The organism is Micromonospora maris AB-18-032 (assembly GCF_000204155.1).
Lineage (GTDB): Bacteria > Actinomycetota > Actinomycetes > Mycobacteriales > Micromonosporaceae > Micromonospora > Micromonospora gifhornensis.
Genome location: NC_015434.1, coordinates 407,827 through 428,507 on the forward strand (window position 1 = coordinate 407,827; position 20,681 = coordinate 428,507).

A 20,681-nucleotide genomic window follows, 5' to 3' on the forward strand; every position below is an offset into this window, starting at 1 on the left:
GATTTCGAACCCCCGGAGAGGAGTAGCAGCATGGCAGCCACATTGCAGGGCAAGCGAGTCGCGTTCCTGGCCACCGACGGCGTGGAGGAGGTCGAGTACGTCCAACCGCGCCAGGCGGTCGAGCAGGCCGGTGCCACCGCCGAACTGGTGTCGATCAAGCCCGGGAAGATCACGTCCTTCCAGCACCTGGACCCGTCGCAGACGTACGAGGTCGATGTGAGCGCCGCCGACGCGGACCCCGACCGGTACGACGCCCTGGTGTTGCCGGGCGGGGTGGCCAACCCGGACTTCCTGCGGACCGACCCGGACGCGGTGCGTTTCGTCAGGTCGTTCTTCGACGCGGGCAAGCCGGTGGGGGTGATCTGCCACGGCCCGTGGACGCTTGTCGAGGCGGACGTGGTGCGGGGTCGCCGGATCACCAGTTGGCCGAGCCTGCGTACCGACCTGGTCAACGCCGGCGCGAACTGGGTCGACGAGCAGGTCGTCACCGACAACGGGCTGGTCAGCAGCCGTAAGCCGGACGACCTGCCGGCGTTCTGCGCCAAGATCGTCGAGGAGTTCGCCGAGGGCCGGCACTGAGCCGACAGCCGACGCCGAAGCGGTGGTGGCCCGTCCGGGCTGTCACCGCTTCGGCGTGCGTGCGCCGGGTCCGCCGTCGTGTTCGAGACGTGCGGCATGTTTTCGGTGACCGGGGAAAGCAGGCGTAATGACCACGGAGGGCCGTTCCGAGCCGGTACTGAACAAGGGGCAGCTTCGCCTGCTGATGTTCGGCCTGATGACCGGCATGCTGCTGGCAGCACTCGATCAGACAATCGTCGGGACCGCCCTGCCGACAATCGTCGGTGAACTGGGCGGCATCAGCCACTACTCGTGGGTGGTCACCGCGTACCTGCTCGCCTCGACGGCGTCGACGCCGCTGTACGGCAAGATGGCCGACCTGTACGGCCGCCGTCCGGTGTTCCTCTTCTCCATCGGGACCTTCCTGCTCGGCTCGCTGCTGGCCGGGTTGTCCCAGGACATGACCCAGTTGATCGTCACCCGCGGGGTGCAGGGCATCGGCGCGGGTGGCCTGATCACACTGGCCTTCACCATCATCTCGGACGTGGTCCCGCCCCGCGAGCGCGGCCGGTACCAGGGCGTCTTCGGTGCCGTCTTCGGCATCTCCTCGGTGGCCGGTCCGCTGGTCGGTGGCTATTTCGCGGAGACGAACTGGCGTTGGATTTTCTACGTCAACGTGCCGCTGGCGATCCTCGCCATTCTGGTCTGTTCCCGGGTGCTGCGGCTGGTGCCGTTCACCCGGCGCAAGCACGCGATCGACTGGCTCGGCGCGACGCTGCTGGTCGCCGGGGTGAGCTGCCTGCTGCTCGCGTTGAGCTGGGGTGGCGAGACCTACCCGTGGGGTTCCGCACTGATCATCGGGTTGTTCGTCGCCGGGGCGGTGCTGGGGTTGCTCTTCGTGCTCCAGGAGGCCCGGGTCACCGAGCCGATCCTGCCGTTGCGGTTGTTCCGCAGCGCCACCTTCGCCCTGGCCAACGGTGCTGGGTTCGTCATCGGCCTGGTGATGTTCGGGTCGATCATCTTCATCCCGCTCTACCTCCAGATCGTCAAGGGCGCCTCGCCGACGCGCAGCGGTCTGCTGATGCTGCCGATGATGGCGGGTGTCATCGTCACGTCGGTGCTCACCGGCCGGGCGATGAGCCGGCTCGGCCGGTACAAGTGGTTCCCGGTGGCCGGGGCGGCGTTGCTGCTGGTCGGGATGCTGCTGTTCACCCGGCTGCGGGTGGAGACCTCGCTCTGGGTGGCGTTCGGCTTCATGGTGGTGATCGGCGTGGGGCTGGGGCTCTGCATGCAGTCGCTGGTCCTCGCCGTGCAGAACGCCGTCTCCATGCGGGACCTGGGCGCGGGCACCTCCTCGGCGACCTTCTTCCGGTCGCTCGGTGGCTCCTTCGGGGTGGCCATCCTCGGCGCGGTGCTCTCCTGGCGACTCACCGCCGAGTTGGCCGACCGGCTGCCCGGCGCGATCGCTCAGTTGACACCCGAGGAACAGGCCGCGGCCGGGGCCACCGGCGGCGCGGGTGTCTCGATCAACGATCCGGCGGCCATCCTGGCGCTACCCGCCCCGGTGCGGGCGGCCGTTCAGGCAGCGTTCGTCGAGTCGCTGCACCTGGTGTTCCTGACCACCGGGCTGATCGCGATCGTGGCGCTGCTGGTCACCCTGGCCCTGCCCAACGAGCAACTGCGGGGTGCCGGCCCGCAGGGCGCCACCGGCGGGACGGACGGGCTCGGTGGGGAAGGCCCGGCACCGGGTGGCAAGCCGCTGGACAAGGGGTCCAAATCGGAGGCCGCCGCCGACATGGAGGCGAAGTCCCAGACGATGCTCTGACCGGTCCCGGTCGTCCGGTCTCGGCGACGAGTGTCACTTGAGGATCAGGCGGTTGGTCTGCTCGAAGACGTCCAGGTCGGCGAGGGTCTCCGCGACGCTGGCGGAGAGCGGATGCGGCATCGCCTTGCGGTGGAAGAAGCCCGCGTCGGTGGTCTCGTCGGTGATCCGGGCGAGCTGGCCGTCCCACTCCTCGACCCGGAAGGCCGTGGTGAAGACCTGGTACGTGTGGCCGTACATGTTGGTGTGGGTGCGGTCGGCGCCGGTGTAGAGGGCGAAGGCGCTGACCCGCAGGGCGCGCAGGCCGGTCTCCTCGCGGACCTCCCGGACGGCGCAGTCGGCGATCGACTCGCCCAGTTCCATCGCCCCGGCCGGCAGCGCCCACTGCCCGTTGTCCGACCGGCGGATCAGCAGGACCCGCGCCGAGCTGTCGCGAACCACGGCACGGGCGCCCACGAACATCAGCGTCCGGTCGCCGGCGAGAGCGCGCAGCTGTCCGACGTACGAATCAGCCCAGGAAATGCTCACCCGGCCGAATGTACGCAGGGATGCCGGGGGTGTCCGGGAGACCGGCTTGTTACCCACTCGTAGGGGCGATGTGCGGGATCTGGCAGCGCCGTAACACTTATCGGCGCATCATCGCCGTTAGGGATAGCGGGCTCGCGTAGACCTCTACTCCCGGAGGGCGGCCCCGGCGTTCGCACCGCGCCGGGGCCGCCCGTTTTTGCGGGGGTTACCCGCAACGCCAGTATTGCGAGAGTTGTTCGCTTCTGTCCTGCTGATGGGGAAATCCGCCCAGAACACGCCAGCGCTAGTCGGCGGCGCTGATCAACACCTTGCCCACGACCGCGTCCTCCACCGCCTGATGCGCGGCGGCTGCCGCCGACAGGGGATAGCGGTGCAGCGGCAGCCCCGCCTCCTCGCCCACCCGGATGCCGCCCTGCGCGGCAGCCGCCGCGACATCCATCACCGCCTGCGCCTTCGCCGCCTTCGGCAGCGTGTAGACAAGCACGAACTGCCAGCGCGCGTTCGGTGTCATCAGCGGCCTGATCGGCAGGGTCACCTCGTCGCCGCCGTCGTCGGCGTAAACACAGACCACCCCGCCCGGATGCAGCAGTTGGACGTCGGTGGCGGCGTTGCGGGCGGCGGCGACCTCGACGATCCCGTGCACCCCGTCGGGCGCGACCTTGCGGACCTCGGCCACCACGTCCTGCTCCCGATAGTTGATCACGAAGGAGGCGCCGGCCGCCGCCGCCAACTGCGCCTTCTCGGCGCTGCTCACCGTGGCGATGACGCAGGCGTCCGCCCAGGCCGCCAGCTGGATCGCCGCGTTGCCGACCGCGCCCGCGCCGCCCTGGACCAGCACCGCGTGGTCGCTCAGCGCACCGGGGCGCAGGCCGTCCGGCAGGTACTCCCCGGCGGTCAGGCACCGGTGTGCGGTCAGGAACGGGATGCCCAGGCTGGCCCCCAGCTCGAAGGAGCCGTCGCCGAGGCGTACCACCTGGCGGACCGGGACCACGGTGTACTCGGCGGCGGTGCCCCAGGGCCGCTGCCAGGCGGCCTCCCAGATCCACACCCGCTCGCCGATCAGATCCTGGGCGACGCCCGCGCCGACCGCCTCGATGATCCCGGCGCCGTCCTGACCGGGCGTCTGCCAACCGGCCGGCAGCGGCCACTGCCGGCGGGCCTTCCAGTCCGTCGGGTTCACCCCGGAGAACACGATCCGCACCAGCACCTCGCCCGCACCGGGCTCCGGCAGCGGCCGGTCGACCAGTTGCAACACCGAGGGATCGCCGGTGCGCTCGTACACGATGGCCTTCATCGCCGTCCCCTCCCGCCCGGCCCGCTGGCGGGCGTCCTTGTCACCGACCGTAGGCGGGCCGGAGGTCGGGCGGTGGCCGTTCAGGCCAGCCGGTCCACCACCTGCGGGGTCAACTCGTCGATCGAATTCAGCACCGTCGCCGCCAGCTGTTGCGCGTCCGGATCCAGCGGGTACGACCCGTGTGGCACCGCCACCACGGTCATTCCCGCGGTGGCGGCCGACCGCACCCCGTTGGAGGAGTCCTCCACCGCCACGCACCGCGTCGGGTCCACCCCGAGTTGCCGGGCGACCGCCAGGTAGACGTCCGGGGCCGGCTTGCCGCGCTCGGTCTGCTCGGTCGACAACGTGGCCTGGAACTCGTCGGTCAGGTCGGTGGCGGCCAGCGCCGCCGCGATCAGCCGGGTCGGGGACGAACTCGCCAACCCCAGCGGCCACCGCGCGGCCAGCCGGCGTACCACCTGGTCGGCCCCGTCGATCACCGGTACGCGCTGCGCGTACCGCTGGGCCATCTCCTCGACCACCTCGGCGGCGACCTGCTCGGCGCTCCGCCGTACGCCCAGTTCCCCGCTGAGGTACCGGGCCCACTCCCCGGTGCTCATCCCCATCAACCGCCGCTGGGTGTCCGCCTGCCACGTCCCACCGTGCGCCGCGACGTACGCCCGCCGCACCTCCTCCCAGACCGGCTCAGAATCCACGATCACGCCGTCAAGGTCGAAAACCACCGCTTCCACCATCACCCCCTCATCCTCCCCCACCCACCCCCAGACCCAAGTTGATCAAGAAGTTCTGGTCGGCGAGAGAGCAACACATCTCGACCGAAACCTCTTGATCAACCCTGCTGGGGGGTGGGGAGGCCGATGGGGTTGGTGGAGGGGATCACCAGGTGGGCGGCTTGGGCGATGGGGAGGAGGAGGGTGTGCAGGCGGGTGAGGGTGTCGGGGGTGAGGGAGTGCCAGGGGCGGGCGGCGGCGGTGTCGGTGGCGGTCTCGACCGCCTGGAAGGCGACTCGGCCCTCTGCGGTGGGGGTGGCAGAGGACAGGGTGGTGGGGGTGGTGGAGGGATCAGCGGGGGTCAGCCAGCCACGCGCGGCCAGGCGGGACTGAGCCTGTGCCCACTCGTGGTCGGACCAGCCTCGGCCCTGCAGGGACTGGGCCGGCATTCCGTTCGCCACCCGCCAGGCCAGCGTCTCGACCGGGTCGAGGTCGGCGGCGACCAGCGCGGCCACGTGCCCGTCGCCGCGATGCTCACGCAGCGTCGTCGCTGCCTGCCAGAGCCGGGCGAGCGGATAGTCGCCGCGCGGTAGGGCGGCGTTGGCCGCACCGAGCACCCGACCGGGGGCCGCACCGAGCCCCTCGGCGGCGACTTCGAGCAGCTCCGCAGTCTCCGCCAGGTGCCGCTCGGGCAGCTCGTACGTCAGCTCGGCGAGCGCCTGCACCGCACCGGTCAGCCGGGCCCGTAGCGCCTGATCCGGGTCGGCCAACTGCCAGATCGACGGCAGGGCCCGGGTAACCATGTGCGGGGCGAAGGTGTAGAAGGCGGCGACCACCGGCGCCGGGCCGACCGGCCCCAGCGGCGCGGCCCGGCCCGCGAAATAACCACGCCAGTACCCGCGCAGCCCGACCGCCTCGTACGCGGCCCGGGCGCGCGGATGAAAGTAGGTGACGGCGTGCACCGGCTCGAAACAGGTCCACATCAACCGGGCAACCTGTGCCGGGTCGTCCCACGCCGTCACCGCTAGCCCCTACTGGGCGGCGAGGATGTCGACCACGAAGCGCAGCGGGCCGCCCGGACGCCCACCGGCACCGTCGCCGTACGCCTGCTCGGCCGGGATGTCCAGCTGCACCCGGCTGCCCACGGTCACCCCGACCAGGCCCCGGTCCCAGCCCTCGATGACCTGTCCGACACCGATCGGGAAGGTGGCCGGCTCACCCCGGCTCCACGAGGAGTCGAACTCCTCGCCGTTCTCGTAGAACACCCCGATGTAGTTGACGGTGATCGACTGGCCCGCCTCGACCTTCGGGCCGGTGCCCTCGATCAGCGGAGTCACGACGAGCTTGTCGAGCTTGCCCTCGCCGGCCTTGGCCTCCGGCTGGGTGCCCAGCGCCGGGTCGGCCCCCTCGGGCAACTGCGGGGCGGGCGGCGCGTCCTGGGGGGCACCCTGCGTCGGCGTGGCCGACGGCTCACCGGCCGCCTGCTCGGTGGGCTCGTCGCCGCCGCGCTGGCCGATCATCACGAACACGGTGATCAGCACCGCGACCACGGCCACCGCCGCGAACGCGCCGGCCCAGGCCTGCTTGCGGCGTTTGGCCTCGGCTGCCTTCTGCTCGGCCAACTGTTCGGCCAACCGCCGCCGTGCCTTGCTTTCCTGCCCGCCCGCGTGCTCGCTCACGTCCTCGACTCCCTGCGCAGAGGTGGATGCGTCCGGCCACGGACGCCGTCGCCGACACACGGTACCTGGTGGCCGGCGCAGTTCCGACGGTCGATCGTGACCAGTGGGACCGCAGAGGGCCGTTGGGACACATGTGGGGCCTGCGGGCCGCACAGATCACGGCCGGAGGCGGGTCACGCGGTCTTGCGGGCAGCCTTCTTCGGAGCGGCCTTCTTGGCGGCCTTCTTCTCCGCCGCCTTGGGGGCGGCCTTCTTCGTACCCTCGGTCTTCTTGGCGGCCTCGGCCTTCTTCGGAGCGGCCTTCCTGGTGGCGGCCTTCTTCGCCGGGGCCTTGGCCGCCGCCTTCTTCTGCTGGGCGGAACGCGCCGAGGTGATCGGGGTCGGCTCGCCGGCGCCACCACCGGCCGGTGCCTCGCCCCGGGCCGCGCGGGCCCGCTCGACCGACGCCTTCAGCGCGGCCATCAGGTCGACGGCGGCGGCCGGGGCCTCCTCGGCCTCCTCCGGCTGCACCACCTCACGGCCCTCCACCTTGGCGTCGATGACCTCCTGCAACGCCGCCCGGTAGTCGTCGGTGAACTCGTCCGGATGGAAGTCACCGGCCATCGAGTCGATCAGGGAGGTGGCCATCGCCAGCTCCGGCGGGCGGATCTTCAGGTCCTCATCGAGGAAGCCGAAGTCCGGCTTACGGATCTCGTCCGGCCAGAGCATCGTGTTCAACAGGAGTACGCCGTCGCGGACCCGCAGGGTGGCCAACTGCTCCCGCTGGCGCAGCGCCACCTTGACGATCGCCACCCGCTCCGAGTCGGTCAGGGCGTCGCGCAGCAGCAGGTACGGCTTGGTCGCGGTGCCCTCCGGCTCCAGGAAGTACGCCTTGTTGTAGAGGATCGGATCGACCTGCTCGGCCGGTACGAACTCCAGCACGTCGATCGCGTGCGAGGTGGTCAACGGCAGGTCGGCGAAGTCCTCGTCGGTGAGGATGACCATCTCCCCGCCGCCGATGTCGTAGCCCTTGGCGATGTCGTCGTAGCTGACCTCCTCGCCGCAGACCTGGCAGGTGCGCTTGTACCGGATCCGTCCGCCGTCTTCCCGGTGCACCTGGTGGAACCGGATGTCCTTCTCCTCGGTCGCGGAGTACAGCTTCACCCCGATCGAGACCAGACCGAACGACACGGCACCCTTCCAGATGGCCCGCATCCCGTACTCCCTTCGCCGGTATCGACCATGCTCGCACCCGAGCGAACGTGACGCGAGGTGTTCGGCCTGGTACTACAGTCGGATGGTGCCCGGCGCGCCGCTCAGACCGATGCTCGCGATGACCGGGCAACTCCCGGTCGGTGCCGGCTGGGCGTACGAGTTCAAGTGGGACGGCGTACGCGCCCTGGCCGACATCACCGCTGGTCGGCAGCACCTGTACGCCCGCTCCGGTGTGGAGATCACCGCCGCCTACCCGGAACTGATCACGCTCGCCGAGCAGGTCGACGACGCACTGCTCGACGGTGAGGTGGTCCTCTTCGACCAGGCGGGACGCCCGTCATTCACCGCACTCGCGGAGAGGATGCACGTGCGGGACCGGGCGAAGGCGGCCCGGCTGGCGGCGAGCGTCCCCGTCACGTACATGATCTTCGACCTGCTCCGGTTGCGGGGCGAGGACCTCACCGGCTGGCCGTACGCCCGCCGCCGGGAGGCCCTCGACGACCTGGGCCTGGGTGCGGCGCGGTGGGCGGTGCCACCGGTCTTCTTCGACGGCGCGGCCACCTACTCCGCCGCCGGTGAGCACGGCCTGGAGGGGGTGATGGCCAAGCGGGTCGACTCGACCTACCGACCCGGGGTGCGCTCACCGGACTGGGTGAAGGTCAAACTGGAGGTGACAGGCGACTTCGTGGTCGGTGGCTGGCGGCCCGGCGCCCGCAGGATCGGTGGGCTGCTGGTCGGGGTGCCCGGTGCCGGCGGACGGCTCACCTACCGGGGTCGGGTCGGCGGCGGCATCGGCGCGGCGATCGAACGGGAACTGCTGCGCGAGCTGGAGCCACTGCGCACCCCCACCTCACCGTTCGCCGCCGGCGTGCCGCGCGAGGATGCCCGGGGCGCGATCTGGGTAACCCCACAGGTGGTGGTGGAGGTGAAGTACGGCCAGCGCACCCCGGACGGGCGACTGCGGTTCCCCCGGATCCTGCGGCTGAGACCGGACAAGCCGGCCGAGGAGGTCGACGATGCCAGCTGAGCGCTTCCGGGTCGAGGTCGAGGGCCGCACCCTGGACCTGTCCAACCTGGACAAGGTGCTCTATCCACAGGCCGGCTTCACCAAGGGCGAGGTGATCGACTACTACACCCGGATCGCCCCGGTGCTGCTGCCGCACCTGGCCGACCGGGCGCTGACCCGGATCCGCTACCCGAACGGGGTGGACGGCAACTCGTTCTTCGAGAAGAACGCCCCCGCCGCAACCCCCTCCTGGGTGCGCACCGAGAACCTGCCCGCCCCCGGATCGAGCAAGGGCCGGGAAACCATCGACTACGTGGTCGCCGACGACCTGCCCACCCTGGTCTGGCTGGCCAACCTCGCCGCGCTGGAACTGCACACCCCGCAGTGGAAGGTCGGCGAACACCCCGACCTGATGGTGGTCGACCTCGACCCGGGCGCCCCGGCGTCCCTCAAGCAGTGCTGCCAGGTGGCGCTGCTGCTGCGCGACCGACTCGCCGCCGACGGGGTGGACGCCTACCCGAAGACCTCCGGCAAGAAGGGCATGCAACTGAGCTGCCCGATCGCCGGCACCCAGTCCTCCGACGACGTGTCGGGCTACGCCCGACGGATCGCGCAGGAGTTGGAACGCGAACACCCGAAGCTGATCGTGTCGAAGATGGCGAAGAACCTGCGACCCGGCAAGATCTTCATCGACTGGAGTCAGAACAACGCGGCGAAGACGACTGTCGCGCCGTACTCGCTGCGCGCCCAGCCGGTGCCGTCCGTCTCCGCGCCGCTGACCTGGGACGAGGTCGCCGCCGGTGCGGCCGGCAAGCGCCCGTCGTCCCGGCCGTACACCGCCGGCGAGGTGCTCAAGCGGGTCGACGAACACGGCGACCTGCTCGCCCCCCTGCTCGACCTCGGCCCCGCACTGCCCGAGCGGTAAGGAAGGGCACCTTGTTAACGCCTCCGGTAGAGGAAGGGCCCCTTGTTAACGCCGCTGGACAGGTCGGGGCGGTAGGAGTAGGAAGTGCGGTATGTCTGCTGCGCTGCCCGTGTTGTCCGCCGTCGGTCTCGCCGAGCGGGACCAGCCGCTGATCACCTACCTCGATCATCGGACCGGGCACCGTCAACAGCTGACCGCCGCCGAGCTGGGCGAGTGGTCGGCGCGGGCCGCCGGCCTGCTGCGGGACGGCTGCGGCCTGACGCCGGGCAGCCGGGTGGCGGTGCTGCTGCCGCCGCACTGGCGTACCGCCGCGGTTCTGCTGGGTGCCTGGGCGGTCGGGCTTGAGGTGTCGTTCCGGCCGCGCGCCACCGCCGGGCTGCCGGTGCTCGAACCCGGCGGCGACCGACCGTACGACGCGGTCCTGGTCACCCCGGAACGGCTCGACGACTGGCTGGAGGACGTACCGGACGGGCTGCACCGCTACCTCGTCGGCACCGCCCCGGAACCCCTGGCCGACGTGCCGGCCGGCTGGCTCGACTGGTCGACCGAGGTGCTGCGGCACGGCACCGCCCCGACCGACCGCCCCCTGCTGCACGCCACCGACCCGGTCAGCCCGGACGGCACCACCTACCACCAGTGGGGCGGGCTGGCGCGGGAGCTGGCCGACAGCTGGGACCTGCGGGTAGGTGACCGCCTGCTGGTCGACGTCGCCGAGCACGACCTGCCGCTGAAGTGGCTGCTCACGCCCCTGTCGGCCGGTGCGTCGGTGCTGCTCTGCGCCAACCTCGACCCCGCCGACCGGCACGCGGTAGCCGCCGCCGAGCAGATCACCCGCATCCTCTAGACCCGCCGCCGCGCACACCACGCCCCGAATCAGGGGCCGACCAAACCCGCCCCTCCTCCGCTCACCGGCCCGGATCGCCGCCACCGTTACGGCGTAACGGCGGTATCCGGGCCGGCACGAAACCACCGTTACGCCGTAACGAAGTTGATCAAGCGGATTGCCGAACCGCGCCTCAGCCGGTCGTCAGCGGCGGCCGAAGACCTTTGCGCTGGGGCCGAGGCGGAGCAGTACCGTCTCGCCGGTCGCGTCCTGCACTCCGTCGTTGTCGGTGATCGCGTACACCTGGCCGTTGCCGGCCACGGTCAGACCTTCCAGCTTCTCCTGCGTCCAGCCGTTGTCGGCCCGTAGTGCGGGGAGGACGTCCAGAGCGAGCCGCTTCGGCAACACGCGCAGCGGGCCGAGGGCAGCCGGGCCGGTGGGCAGCTCGACGGTGTAGATCCGCTTGACTGCGGCGGCCGGGCCGTTGAGCTTGTCGCGTTCGATCACGGCCAGCCGGTCGCCGACCACTGTCACCTCGGACAGCCCCATCGAGTCGCCCGGCACCGAGGTGCGCTCCAGCCGGTACCCGAACCAGCTCCACGTGCCGGCGCTGACGTCGTACCGGCCGATGCGGACCACGCCCGCCGGGTCGGTGGCGACCTCCCGCTGCAGTACCGCCCAGACGATCTCCCGGCCGCGCTTGTCGGTGGTCGCGGTGACCCCCTCGAAGCCCTGCTTGCCCAGGCCGGGGGCGACGTCGGCGGGCAGCGGCACGACCTGCCGGGTCACCCCGGCGGCGTCGACCCGGACCAGCTTGTTGCCGGGGCCGGTGGCACCCTCGACGGCCAGCCAGAAGCCGCCCTGCGGGCGGGCGAAGATGCCTTCGGCGTCGTAGCCGACCGGCTCGCCGCGCTCGTCGCGGACCGGCAACGCCTTGATGATCACCGCCGGGTTCCTGCGGACGTCGATGGTGAAGATCTGAGTCTTCGCGTACGCCGCATCGGTCACGCTGTAGAGCAGGTGCGGCTGCTTCGGGGCGGCGGAGAGGGCGCCGAGCGCACCCCAGCCGATCGGCGCGCCGGTGGCGTCCGGGCCGGAGACGATGCTCGGGAACCCGGGCGCAGCCTTGCCGAGCTGGTACAGCGTCACCGAGGCGCGGACGTTGGCGTCGGCCTCGTCGGTCTCGCTGGACACGGCGAGCAGGCCACGCGACGGGATGGGCAGCAGACCTTCCGGGCCGTTGGTGGTGGCCAGCATCTGCTTGAACACCGGTGCGGTCGGCTTGCTCACGTCGTACACGGCGATGAAGTTGCTCCGCTCGGAGCCGACGAAGGCGTACCGGATTCCGTTGTACTCGGCGACGGCGATCCCTTCCGGCTCGGTTCCCTTCTTGCCGGCGCGGTCCTCGTTGTGCAGGCCGTGCCGGACGGCGAGCCACTCGAAGCTGTTGCCGGCGTCCCAGGCCACCCGACCGGTACGGCTGTCGAAGACCGTCCAACCTCGGGTGCCGCCCCGCCAGTCGCCCTCGTTCGCGGTGGCCAGGTAGCGGTCGTCGAGCCAGGCGACGGCGTCCGGTTCGCGCGGCACGTCGGTGATGCTGCCGGTCAGGTCGATGACGCCGTCCTTGGCGGTGTCGATCCGCGTGACGCTGGCGGTGCCGGCGGAGAACACACTGGTGATCCGGCCGGTGGGCAGGTCGACCAGGACGATGCCGTTGTTCTCCTGGAGGGTCACCGCGAGCTGGTTCCGCCGGTTGATCGTGACGTACTCCGGCTCCGGGTCGGTCGGCTCGACGATGCCGGCGGCGGCCAGCGCGGGCAGCGCCCGGCCGTCGGCGCCGGTCAGCGGTACGGTCCGCAGCGTCCAGCGGTGCGGGTTGCTGCCGGGCAGGTCGATGATCTGTACGAAGCCGGCCGGTGCCTGCGGCAGGTCGCCCTTCTTGCCGCCGGGCGGGGTGGCTTCCTCGTCCCGCTCGTTCTCGATGGCGATCGCCGCGTACCGCTCGTCGGCGCTGATCGCGATCGAGTCGGGCTGGCCGCCGAGGTCGAGGCTGCGCACCCGCTTACGGGTGGCCAGCTCGATGATGTCGAGCCGCCCCGACGGGTCGGTGTAGCTGGCGCTGGTGTTCACCACGACCAGCACGTACCGGCCGACCACGGCCACCGAGGTCGGCTCGTCCTCGGCGTCGCCGAGCTGAGCGAGGGAGAGGGTGCCCAGCCCGCGCGGCTTGCCGGGGCGGGAGATGTCGAGGAAGCCGATCCGGCGGGCCGCCGCGTCGGTGTAAATCAGGGTACGGCCGTCCGCGCTGACCGCCGAGATCTCGGCCACCGTCTCGGTGGCCGGGTCCTCACCGGCCGGACGGTTCTGGAACACCGGATAGGTGGCGACGCGGTCGAAGCTCCTGGCCGGGCCGTGGTGGCCGGCGTGCTGATGGGGCTGCGCCCCGGCGTGGGCCGTGCCGGTGATGGCGAGGGCGGCGACGGTCGCGCCGGCGACCGCCAGCACGGGCAACGTCTTCTTGCTGGTCACTGGTCCTCCGTCTGTGCAGACACGGGACGGAGGCTGGCAGCCGAGGCCGAGCACCGACTGACGCGCACATGAACGGCGGACGAACATCCCCAGGCCGCCGGAGGAGCCGGCCGAGTCGCTGGATCCATGGTACCGCTGGTAGTACCATGAGTGCTGTGCCGTCCATAGACAAGCTCGTTGCAGCGATGCGGAAGAGTCAGCAGAACATCGCCTACAACGATCTCTATAGGGTGTGCGAACACTTCTTCGGGAAGCCACGGCAAGCCGGCACATCCCATGCGGTGTTCAAGATGCCCTGGGCGGGAGACCCACGCGTCAACATCCAGAACGACAAAGGCAAGGCGAAGGTGTACCAGGTTCGGCAGGTACTCAGGGCGATCGACAAGAAGGAGGCCATGTGATGCAACCCGATCCCCACCCCGAGATCACCCACTACACCTACCGCGTCACCTGGTCCGCCGAGGATCGCGAGTTCGTTGCCACCTGTGCCGAGTTTCCCTCGCTGTCCTGGCTGGCTCCCTCGCAGGTCGAGGCTCTGCAAGGGCTCGAGGAGCTGCTGCGTGAGGTTGTCCAGGACATGCAGGAGCAGGGTGAGCAGGTGCCGCTGCCGTTCGCGGAGCGCAGTTATTCGGGCAAGTTCAACCTGCGTGTCGGGGAGAGCCTGCACCGAGAACTCGCCATCCAGGCCGCAGAGGACGGCCTGAGCCTCAACCAGTACGTCCTACGCAAACTCCGAGCCGCCTGACCGGCCGAGCCCTGCCTCCATTCCGCCGATGTTGCGGTATCAACAGCTGCTGGATACCGCAACATCGGCGGAATGGAGTCGATCAAGCGGGGTCAGTCGAAGGAGGGGAGGGTCGGGCCTAGGACGTCGTCGGCGTCGACGATGGTGTACGCGTACCCCTGCTCGGCGAGGAATCGCTGGCGGTGGGCGGCGTACTCGGTGTCGATGGTGTCCCGGGAGACGACCGTGTAGAAGTGCGCCTGCCGGCCGTCGGCCTTCGGCCGCAGCACCCGGCCCAGCCGTTGCGCCTCCTCCTGCCGGGAGCCGAAGGTGCCCGACACCTGGATCGCCACCGCCGCCTCGGGCAGGTCGATGGAGAAGTTCCCCACCTTCGAGATCACCAAGGTACGCAGCGACCCGTCACGGAACGCGTCGAACAACCGCTCGCGCTCCTTGTTGGTCGTCGACCCCTGCACGATCGGTGCGTCCAGGTATTCGCCCAGCTGGTGCAACTGGTCGATGTACGCACCGATGACCAGGGTCTGCTCCTCCGGATGCCGGTCCACAAGTGCCTTCACCACCGGCAGTTTGGTGCGGGCGGTGGCCGCCATCCGGTAACGCTCCTCGGCCTCGGCGGTCGCGTACGCCATCCGCTCGGCGTCGGTCAGGGTGACCCTGACCTCGGTGCACTGGGCCGGGGCGATCCAGCCCTGCGACTCGATGTCCTTCCAGGGCGCGTCGTAGCGCTTCGGGCCGATCAGGCTGAACACGTCGCCCTCCCGGCCGTCCTCTCGGACCAGGGTCGCGGTCAGCCCGAGCCGGCGACGGGCCTGCAGGTCGGCCGTGAAGCGGAAGATCGGCGCGGGCAGCAGGTGCACCTCGTCGTAGACGACCAGGCCCCAGTCACGGGCCCCGAACAGGTCCAGGTGGGTGAACGCGCCGCCGCGACGCGAGGTCAGCACCTGGTACGTGGCGATGGTGACCGGCCGGATCTCCTTGCGCTCGCCGGAGTACTCGCCGATCTCATCCTCGGTCAGCGAGGTGCGGGCGATCAGTTCGCGCTTCCACTGTCGACCGGCGACGGTGTTGGTGACCAGGATCAGCGTGGTCGCCTTCGCCTCGGCCATCGCCGCCGCACCGACGAGCGTCTTGCCGGCCCCGCAGGGCAGCACCACCACGCCCGAGCCGCCGGCCCAGAACGCCTCCACCGCCTCCCGCTGGTACGACCGCAGCGTGAACGGCTTGCCGCCGTCCTTGCCGGACTCGGCCAGCTCGATCGGGTGCGCCTCGCCGTCGACGTACCCGGCCAGGTCCTCCGCCGGCCAGCCGAGCTTGAGCAGGGCCTGCTTGAGTCGGCCGCGTTCGGACGGGTGTACGGCGATCGTGTCGTCGTCGAGTTTGGCGCCGAGCATCCCGGCGAGCTTCTTGCTCTTGGCGACCTCGATCAGCACCACCCGGTCCAGGGCGCGCAGCACCAGCCCGTGCACCGGGTCGTTGGCGAGTTGGAGTCGGCCGTACCGGTCCATGGTCTCGGCCACGTCGACCAGCAGGGCGTGCGGCACCGGGTAGCGGGAGTACTTGATCAGAGCGTCCACCACGCCCTCGGCGTCGTGGCCGGCGGCGCGGGCGTTCCACAGCCCGAGCGGGGTCAGCCGGTAGGTGTGCACGTGCTCGGGGGAGCGTTCCAGCTCGGCGAAGGGCGCGATGGCCATCCGGCAGGCCTGCGCGTCGGGGTGGTCGATCTCCAGCAGCAGCGTCTTGTCCGACTGCACGATCAGGGGTCCACCGCTCACACCGAATCTCCTCCTCCGTACGGCCGATCGGGTCGGCACGGTAGGTGCCTGACCTGCCACCGGGCGACCATCCAGTGTTACACGCAGAAACCGGTACGAAGAATGCGTACGCGGGCAGCAACCTTTTCCGATCGGAACTACGTCTTGCTACTGGGGAGACGACTCGTGACCGGTCGGTCGCTCGTCTTCCAGGTCGGCGCGGTGCGTGCGCGTTCGATCCGCGATCAGGCGGGCCAGGAAGCGGGGGCCCTTGCCGCCGTCGCGGACAAGCCAACGGGGGCGAGCGGCACGCCCGCGCCGACCTTACGCCTGATTTGGCGTACTCGTCGATGGGTAGAAGCCGCCCAGGCCCCTCGGCGCGGTGCTGGCCGGTTGCCGCCCGGGATGACACTCTGGGATGACAGGCCGGACCGTACGGGGAGGGCAGATGTCCGTTGACCAGGAACTGATCCTTGAACGCGACAAAGCCGAGTCCGCGGAACCCGTCTCCACCGCGACCGTGGTGGCGTACGCGGTCGTCGGGGCGCTGCTGTTCGGCTGGTTCCTGTTCGGCTGGCTCGTGCTCCAGCAGGGTTTCATCGATTCGGTAGGCGAAGCCGCCGGCACCGGCTTCGCCCTGCTGCTGATCGTGGCGATCGTCGGTTCGGTGCGCCGCAGCCGGCGCTGATCGGCGCCCAGGAGGTCACTTCTCCAGCACCGCCGCGGTGATCCGGTGCAGCGCGAAGGTGTGCAGCATCTCCGTCCGTTCGTCCTCGGCACGCAGGTAGCCGGCACCGAGGGAGACCGGGCGGACCAGCCGGGATGCGGTCGCCCCGTGCGCGTCGACGTAGCCGACCCAGACCAGCGCCTTGTCGCGGATCGCCTGTTGCAGCACGGCCAGGGCGTCGGCGTGACTGTGTGCGGGGGCCGGGCCGGTCGAGGCTGCGGATCCGCGTACCGCGGCAGGAGCCCGCCGGGCCGCCCGGGCCGTCGCATCGCCCCGGCGGATCTGCTCGACCACCCCGAGCAGGCGGGGCAGCGGCAGGCGCGCGGTGGTGAGCGGGTCGATCGCCCGGGTCGCCACCGACACCCGCGCGGCGGCCCGTCGGGCCTTGGCCCGGGTCAGTACGGCCGTGCCGGTGGCGTCCTCGGCGACCGGCGCGTAGCCGGCCTCCCGCAGCACCGCCAACATCCGGCCACTCTGGTACGGGGTGACAAGCACCGTCGGCGCGAGCCGACGCAGCGTCAACTCCTCGACCCGCCGATCGGCCAGCAGCTCGGTGAGCAACGCCTCGTCGTCGCTGCGCAGGTACGCCCCGGCGGAACCGACCCGCAGCCCACCGTGCCGGCGGGCCACGTCGTCGACCAGGTACGTCAACCCCTGCGGGATCGGGGTACGGGAGCGGCGGCGGAACAGCGCGTGCAGGTCTTCGGCCGAGTAGCCGGCGTCCAAGGCGCGACGCACACTGCCCGAGGTCACCCGGTACACGCTGGCCCCACCGGCGGACTCGGGTTCGGCGACCGCGTCCAGTTCGGCGGCGAGCGCCGGCTCCGCCGGCCCGGGAACCACCACGGTCAGGTCGGCCTGCACCAGGAAGTGATCCACCGGGGCGGGCAGCAGGCCGTCCAGCACCCGTACCGCGGTGCCACCGGCGTCCTCGCTCTCGGTGCGCAGGCCGAGGGGGTCGTCGCTGTCCCGCTCCTCGGTCGCCGTCGCCTCGGCCATCAGCAGCCGCCCGTACGAGGTGAGCGCCCCCAGCCCGGTCACGCCCAGCGTGGCCGCCTCGGCGAGCACCTCCCGGTGGGCGGCCTCCCGGCCCCGGCTGCGGCGTGGGGCCCGCCAGTCGAGCAGCGCCAGCACCTCGTCGACGGTGGGTGCGGCGGCCGGTTCCAGGTCGGCGAGCACGCCGAGCACCGCCCGTCGGGCGGCCGGCGCACCGGCCCGTTCCGCCTCGGCGGAGAACACCGTGATCGGCCGGTCCCGGTCGTCGCGCTGGCCGATGAGCCCCACCTGGCGGGTCATGGTCAGCCAGGCGCGGGCCAACTGCTCCCAGCGTTGGGCCAGCGAACCGGCCCGCCACAACTCGTACCCGGCGGTGGGCAGCACCTGCTGGTCCGCGCCGTACCGGCCGGCGCTTGCGGACAGTTCCATCTCGCCGGCCAGCCCGGCCGCGTACGCCACCTCCAGCAGCAGCGCCGCCGTCGGTTCGTCCAGCCCGGTGACGCGGGCCAGTCGCCGCAGATCACGGACGCCGATGCCGCCGGAACGCAGCACCGGTGCCGGTTCGGCGGCCAACTGCTCCAGCAGCGCCTCGGTGTGGCGTACCACCTCCATGGTCTGCCCGGCCCCGGCGGAGTCGACGGCCTTCGGCTCGCGTGGCGTGCTGGCCACCGGTGGCGGGCCGGCGCTCAGTGGACCCAGCGGGCCGGTGTCGCGGCGCAGCAGCAACCCGATCTCCCGGGGCAGCTCGACCATGCCGCTGGTGCCGCCCTTGCCGCCGGCGACCCGCACCAGCAGTCGGTGGTCGACCAGCCAGCGGACCGGGGAACCGGTGGGTGCCCCGCCGTTGGTCTCGTCGGGGGGCAGATCGTCGTCGCTGCCGGTCGCCGGGGCCTGCAACGCGCCGGGCGGCACGCTGCCGACCGGTGGCCCGGCGGCCAGCCGGTCCAGGATCGCCCGCGCCGACGGCGGTGCGGCCAGCAGGGTCCGGCGCAGCTTCGCCGGGTCCGCGCAGAGTGCGGCCGTGCGCGCGTCCAGCTCCGCCGCCGGTCGGCCGAGCCCCGCCGGGTACGGGGAGATCTCGTCGATGCCGCCGACGAGCTGCAACTGGTGGTCGGGGCCGTACACCAGGAAGCGCGCCCGCAGCCGGTCGATGGCGGCCCGGACGGAGGTGGGCGCGGGTGGGTGGGGGCCGGTGGTGGCCAGGGCGAGGACCCCGTCGACCGAGGTGGTGCCGTCGACCGGATCACGGGTCAACCGGGCGGCATCCATGATCTGGAGGGTGAACTGGTCCAGCCCGTCCAGGGCGCGCGACACCGAAACCCGTGACTGGGCCCGGATGGCCAGCGCGGCGACGTCGGCGGGGACCGGCACGACGAGGTCGGGCCGCAGTTGCAGCAGCGCGGCCAGCGACTCGTCGGGCAGCGCCCGTAGGTGGTCGGCGAGTGAGGTGCTCATCGTCGTTCCACGCTAGCCCGGCCGGGCCGGGTTGCGCCCACCGGACGACCGGGCTGCCCTGGGGGCCGACCGGGTAGCTTTCCCAGGATGCCCCTTCTGACAGTCGGGTTCGACCTCGACATGACCCTGGTCGACTCCCGTCCCGGCATCGCCGCGACCTATCGTGCGCTGACCGCGCAGACCGGTGTTCCCGTCGACGCCGAGGCGGCGGTGTCCCGGCTCGGTCCGCCACTGCGCACCGAGATCGCCCACTGGTTCCCGCCCGAGCAGGTCGACGAGGCGGTCCGCGTCTTCCGGGAGCTCTACCCGGCGTACGCGATCACGCCGACGGTGCCGTTGCCCGGCGCCCGGGCTGCCCTGGACGCGGTACGCGAGCGCGGCGGACGGGTGGTCGTGGTCACCTCGAAGCTCGGTCGGCTGGCCAGGCTGCACCTGGACCATCTCGGGCTGGCCGTGGACGAGCTGGCCGGCGACCTGTTCGCCGAGGAGAAGGCGGCGGCGCTGCGCGAGCACGGTGCGACATACTATGTCGGCGATCACGTGGCGGACATGGTGGCCGCCAAGGCTGCGGCCGTGCCCGGAATCGCGGTCGCGACCGGCCCGTGTTCCGTCGATGAGCTGCGGGCAGCCGGCGCCGCGGCGGTGCTGCCCGATCTCACCGGATTCCCGGCGGCACTCGACGGCATGATCCGGCTAGCCTTGACGCAGTAGACGTCTCAAGCGAAGCAGGGGATTTCAGGTGCCTACGGGTCGAGTGAAGTGGTACGACGCGACCAAGGGATACGGGTTCGTCACCAGTGACGAGGGTGGCGACGTGTTCCTGCCAAAGGCCGCGCTACCGGCGGGTGTCACCGACCTGAAGGGCGGCCAGCGCATCGACTTCAGTGTGGTCGACAGCCGGCGCGGCACGCAGGCGATGGGTGTCAAGCTGCTGGAGGCCCCGCCGTCCGTGGCGGAGCTGCGCCGCCGTCCGGCCGAGGAGCTGCACGGCCTGGTCGAAGACATGATCAAGGTGTTGGAGGCGAAGGTCCAGCCGGACCTGCGCCGGGGGCGCTTCCCGGATCGCAAGACGGCCCAGAAGATCGCTCAACTGGTCCACGCGGTCGCCCGCGAGCTGGAGGTCTGAGGCACCAGCCCGGCGTCGGCGGCCCGGCCGAGCAGCGCCTCGACGGCAGCGAACCCGGCCTCTCCCAGGTCGGCGGTGAACTCGTTGACGTAGAGGCCGATGTGCCGGTCCACCACGTCGGGCTCCATCTCCTGGGCGTGCTCCAGCACGTACGTCCGACTGGCCGCCGGGTCGGCCCAGGCCTGCCGGACCGACTCCCGGATCCAGCCGGCGGCCTGCTGCGGGTCGACCACGCCGCGCCGGGCCAGGATGGCCCCGAGCGGGATCGGCAGGCCGGTGTCGCCTTCCCACCACTCGCCCAGGTCGACAAGCGCGGTCAGCCCGTGGCGCGGGTAGGTGAAGCGGGCCTCGTGGATCACCAGCCCGGCGTCGTACCGCCCAGCGGCGACGCCGGGCATGATCTCGTGGAACGGCACCACCTCGATGCGCCGCGGCGTTCTTCCGGCCGACCAGAGCCGGAACAGCAGGTACGCCGTGGTCCGGTCACCGGGCACCGCCACGGTGGCGTCGCGCAGGTCGGTGCGGTCCGGCCCGCCGTCGCGATCCGCTCGGGTCAGTACCAGCGGCCCGCAGCCCCGCCCCAGTGCACCGCCGCAGGGCAGCAGGTGGTAGTCGTCCAGCAGCCACGGCAACGCCGCGTAGCTCACCTTCACCAGGTCGAACGCGCCGCGCTCGGCCGCCGTGTTCGTCACGTCCACGTCGGCGTACGTCACCTCGACCGTCGGTGCCCCGGGCACCTGCCCGTGCACCAGCGCATGGAAGACGAACGTGTCGTTGGGGCAGGGCGAGATCGCCATCGAGAGCGCCACGTCCC

Annotated in this window: 20 protein-coding genes; 10 read left to right on the forward strand and 10 right to left on the reverse strand. The window is 71.3% G+C overall.

The window, feature by feature from the left end; all coding sequences use genetic code 11:
* Positions 1-30 precede the first annotated feature (30 nt).
* Positions 31-579 carry a type 1 glutamine amidotransferase domain-containing protein gene (locus VAB18032_RS01965; RefSeq protein WP_013731092.1) on the forward strand — a complete coding sequence of 183 codons (549 nt, stop codon included), beginning with the start codon at positions 31-33 and terminating at the stop codon, positions 577-579.
* A gap of 127 nt (positions 580-706) precedes the next feature.
* On the forward strand, positions 707-2,383 hold the full coding sequence (locus VAB18032_RS01970; protein WP_013731093.1) for an MDR family MFS transporter: 1,677 nt from the start codon (positions 707-709) through the stop codon (positions 2,381-2,383).
* A gap of 33 nt (positions 2,384-2,416) precedes the next feature.
* On the opposite strand, the gene VAB18032_RS01975 is transcribed toward VAB18032_RS01970, so the two are convergent.
* The 6 genes from VAB18032_RS01975 to ku form a co-directional block, all read right to left on the reverse strand.
* Complete coding sequence (locus tag VAB18032_RS01975; protein WP_013731094.1) at positions 2,417-2,908, reverse strand: NUDIX domain-containing protein; 492 nt, start codon at positions 2,906-2,908, stop codon at positions 2,417-2,419.
* Between the two features lie 283 nt (positions 2,909-3,191).
* Positions 3,192-4,202 (reverse strand): NADPH:quinone reductase, encoded by a 1,011-nt coding sequence (locus VAB18032_RS01980; protein WP_013731095.1) that lies wholly within the window; start codon positions 4,200-4,202, stop codon positions 3,192-3,194.
* Between the two features lie 80 nt (positions 4,203-4,282).
* Complete coding sequence (locus VAB18032_RS01985) at positions 4,283-4,936, reverse strand: HAD family hydrolase (RefSeq protein ID WP_043719427.1); 654 nt, start codon at positions 4,934-4,936, stop codon at positions 4,283-4,285.
* Positions 4,937-5,031: 95 nt separating this feature from the next.
* Positions 5,032-5,895 carry an SCO6745 family protein gene (locus VAB18032_RS01990; protein WP_013731097.1) on the reverse strand — a complete coding sequence of 288 codons (864 nt, stop codon included), beginning with the start codon at positions 5,893-5,895 and terminating at the stop codon, positions 5,032-5,034.
* Between the two features lie 48 nt (positions 5,896-5,943).
* Complete coding sequence (locus VAB18032_RS01995; protein ID WP_013731098.1) at positions 5,944-6,591, reverse strand: FKBP-type peptidyl-prolyl cis-trans isomerase; 648 nt, start codon at positions 6,589-6,591, stop codon at positions 5,944-5,946.
* A gap of 173 nt (positions 6,592-6,764) precedes the next feature.
* Positions 6,765-7,784: a non-homologous end joining protein Ku gene (ku, locus tag VAB18032_RS02000; protein ID WP_013731099.1), complete on the reverse strand. Its 1,020-nt coding sequence runs from the start codon at positions 7,782-7,784 to the stop codon at positions 6,765-6,767.
* Between the two features lie 85 nt (positions 7,785-7,869).
* Here ku and ligD (VAB18032_RS02005) point away from each other — a divergent pair, with 85 nt between their 5' ends.
* From ligD (VAB18032_RS02005) to VAB18032_RS02015, 3 genes are all read left to right on the forward strand, one after another.
* Positions 7,870-8,811 carry a non-homologous end-joining DNA ligase gene (gene ligD / locus VAB18032_RS02005; protein ID WP_043722697.1) on the forward strand — a complete coding sequence of 314 codons (942 nt, stop codon included), beginning with the start codon at positions 7,870-7,872 and terminating at the stop codon, positions 8,809-8,811.
* Complete coding sequence (gene ligD, locus VAB18032_RS02010) at positions 8,801-9,715, forward strand: non-homologous end-joining DNA ligase (protein WP_013731101.1); 915 nt, start codon at positions 8,801-8,803, stop codon at positions 9,713-9,715. Before ligD (VAB18032_RS02005) ends, ligD (VAB18032_RS02010) begins: the two co-directional genes overlap by 11 nt.
* Before the next feature lie 91 nt (positions 9,716-9,806).
* Entirely contained in the window at positions 9,807-10,559 is a 753-nt protein-coding gene (locus VAB18032_RS02015) for a TIGR03089 family protein (protein WP_013731102.1), read from the forward strand.
* Between the two features lie 183 nt (positions 10,560-10,742).
* Here VAB18032_RS02015 and VAB18032_RS02020 read toward each other — a convergent pair whose 3' ends face one another.
* Positions 10,743-13,067 (reverse strand): esterase-like activity of phytase family protein, encoded by a 2,325-nt coding sequence (locus tag VAB18032_RS02020; protein WP_013731103.1) that lies wholly within the window; start codon positions 13,065-13,067, stop codon positions 10,743-10,745.
* Between the two features lie 146 nt (positions 13,068-13,213).
* Between VAB18032_RS02020 and VAB18032_RS02025 the strand changes: the two genes are divergently transcribed.
* Together VAB18032_RS02025 and VAB18032_RS02030 are read left to right on the forward strand one after the other, a co-directional pair.
* Positions 13,214-13,468: a toxin HicA gene (locus VAB18032_RS02025; protein ID WP_415877987.1), complete on the forward strand. Its 255-nt coding sequence runs from the start codon at positions 13,214-13,216 to the stop codon at positions 13,466-13,468.
* On the forward strand, positions 13,468-13,812 hold the full coding sequence (locus VAB18032_RS02030; protein WP_013731105.1) for a type II toxin-antitoxin system HicB family antitoxin: 345 nt from the start codon (positions 13,468-13,470) through the stop codon (positions 13,810-13,812). The genes VAB18032_RS02025 and VAB18032_RS02030 overlap by 1 nt, the downstream gene beginning before the upstream one ends.
* 92 nt (positions 13,813-13,904) lie before the next feature.
* Here VAB18032_RS02030 and VAB18032_RS02035 read toward each other — a convergent pair whose 3' ends face one another.
* Positions 13,905-15,584, reverse strand: a complete 1,680-nt coding sequence (locus VAB18032_RS02035) for a DNA repair helicase XPB (protein WP_013731106.1) — start codon at positions 15,582-15,584, stop codon at positions 13,905-13,907.
* Between the two features lie 427 nt (positions 15,585-16,011).
* Here VAB18032_RS02035 and VAB18032_RS02040 point away from each other — a divergent pair, with 427 nt between their 5' ends.
* Entirely contained in the window at positions 16,012-16,251 is a 240-nt protein-coding gene (locus VAB18032_RS02040) for a hypothetical protein (protein ID WP_013731107.1), read from the forward strand.
* Positions 16,252-16,266: 15 nt separating this feature from the next.
* Here the strand turns inward: VAB18032_RS02040 and VAB18032_RS02045 are convergent, their stop codons facing one another.
* Positions 16,267-18,741, reverse strand: coding sequence for a helicase-associated domain-containing protein (locus tag VAB18032_RS02045; RefSeq protein WP_013731108.1), 2,475 nt, complete (start codon positions 18,739-18,741; stop codon positions 16,267-16,269).
* Between the two features lie 87 nt (positions 18,742-18,828).
* Between VAB18032_RS02045 and VAB18032_RS02050 the strand changes: the two genes are divergently transcribed.
* Together VAB18032_RS02050 and VAB18032_RS02055 are read left to right on the forward strand one after the other, a co-directional pair.
* A complete protein-coding gene (locus tag VAB18032_RS02050) occupies positions 18,829-19,452 on the forward strand; it encodes an HAD family hydrolase (protein ID WP_013731109.1) in 624 nt (207 codons plus the stop codon).
* A 28-nt stretch (positions 19,453-19,480) separates the two neighbouring features.
* Complete coding sequence (locus VAB18032_RS02055) at positions 19,481-19,867, forward strand: cold-shock protein (RefSeq protein ID WP_013731110.1); 387 nt, start codon at positions 19,481-19,483, stop codon at positions 19,865-19,867.
* Here VAB18032_RS02055 and VAB18032_RS02060 read toward each other — a convergent pair.
* Entirely contained in the window at positions 19,828-20,676 is an 849-nt protein-coding gene (locus tag VAB18032_RS02060; protein ID WP_013731111.1) for a 1,4-dihydroxy-6-naphtoate synthase, read from the reverse strand. The two genes, VAB18032_RS02055 and VAB18032_RS02060, sit on opposite strands and share 40 nt — an antisense overlap.
* Positions 20,677-20,681: the final 5 nt, after the last annotated feature.

Coding starts and splice junctions, on each gene's coding strand:
- VAB18032_RS02050 (WP_013731109.1), top strand. CDS start 18,829: ATGCCCCTTCTGACAGTCGGGTTCGACCTCGACATGACCCTGGTCGAC.
- VAB18032_RS02030 (WP_013731105.1), top strand. CDS start 13,468: ATGCAACCCGATCCCCACCCCGAGATCACCCACTACACCTACCGCGTC.
- ku (WP_013731099.1), bottom strand. CDS start 7,784: ATGCGGGCCATCTGGAAGGGTGCCGTGTCGTTCGGTCTGGTCTCGATC.
- VAB18032_RS02045 (WP_013731108.1), bottom strand. CDS start 18,741: ATGAGCACCTCACTCGCCGACCACCTACGGGCGCTGCCCGACGAGTCG.
- VAB18032_RS02040 (WP_013731107.1), top strand. CDS start 16,012: ATGTCCGTTGACCAGGAACTGATCCTTGAACGCGACAAAGCCGAGTCC.
- VAB18032_RS02025 (WP_415877987.1), top strand. CDS start 13,214: ATGAGTGCTGTGCCGTCCATAGACAAGCTCGTTGCAGCGATGCGGAAG.
- VAB18032_RS01980 (WP_013731095.1), bottom strand. CDS start 4,202: ATGAAGGCCATCGTGTACGAGCGCACCGGCGATCCCTCGGTGTTGCAA.
- ligD (WP_013731101.1), top strand. CDS start 8,801: ATGCCAGCTGAGCGCTTCCGGGTCGAGGTCGAGGGCCGCACCCTGGAC.
- VAB18032_RS01985 (WP_043719427.1), bottom strand. CDS start 4,936: ATGGTGGAAGCGGTGGTTTTCGACCTTGACGGCGTGATCGTGGATTCT.
- VAB18032_RS01965 (WP_013731092.1), top strand. CDS start 31: ATGGCAGCCACATTGCAGGGCAAGCGAGTCGCGTTCCTGGCCACCGAC.
- VAB18032_RS02015 (WP_013731102.1), top strand. CDS start 9,807: ATGTCTGCTGCGCTGCCCGTGTTGTCCGCCGTCGGTCTCGCCGAGCGG.
- VAB18032_RS01970 (WP_013731093.1), top strand. CDS start 707: ATGACCACGGAGGGCCGTTCCGAGCCGGTACTGAACAAGGGGCAGCTT.
- VAB18032_RS01990 (WP_013731097.1), bottom strand. CDS start 5,895: ATGTGGACCTGTTTCGAGCCGGTGCACGCCGTCACCTACTTTCATCCG.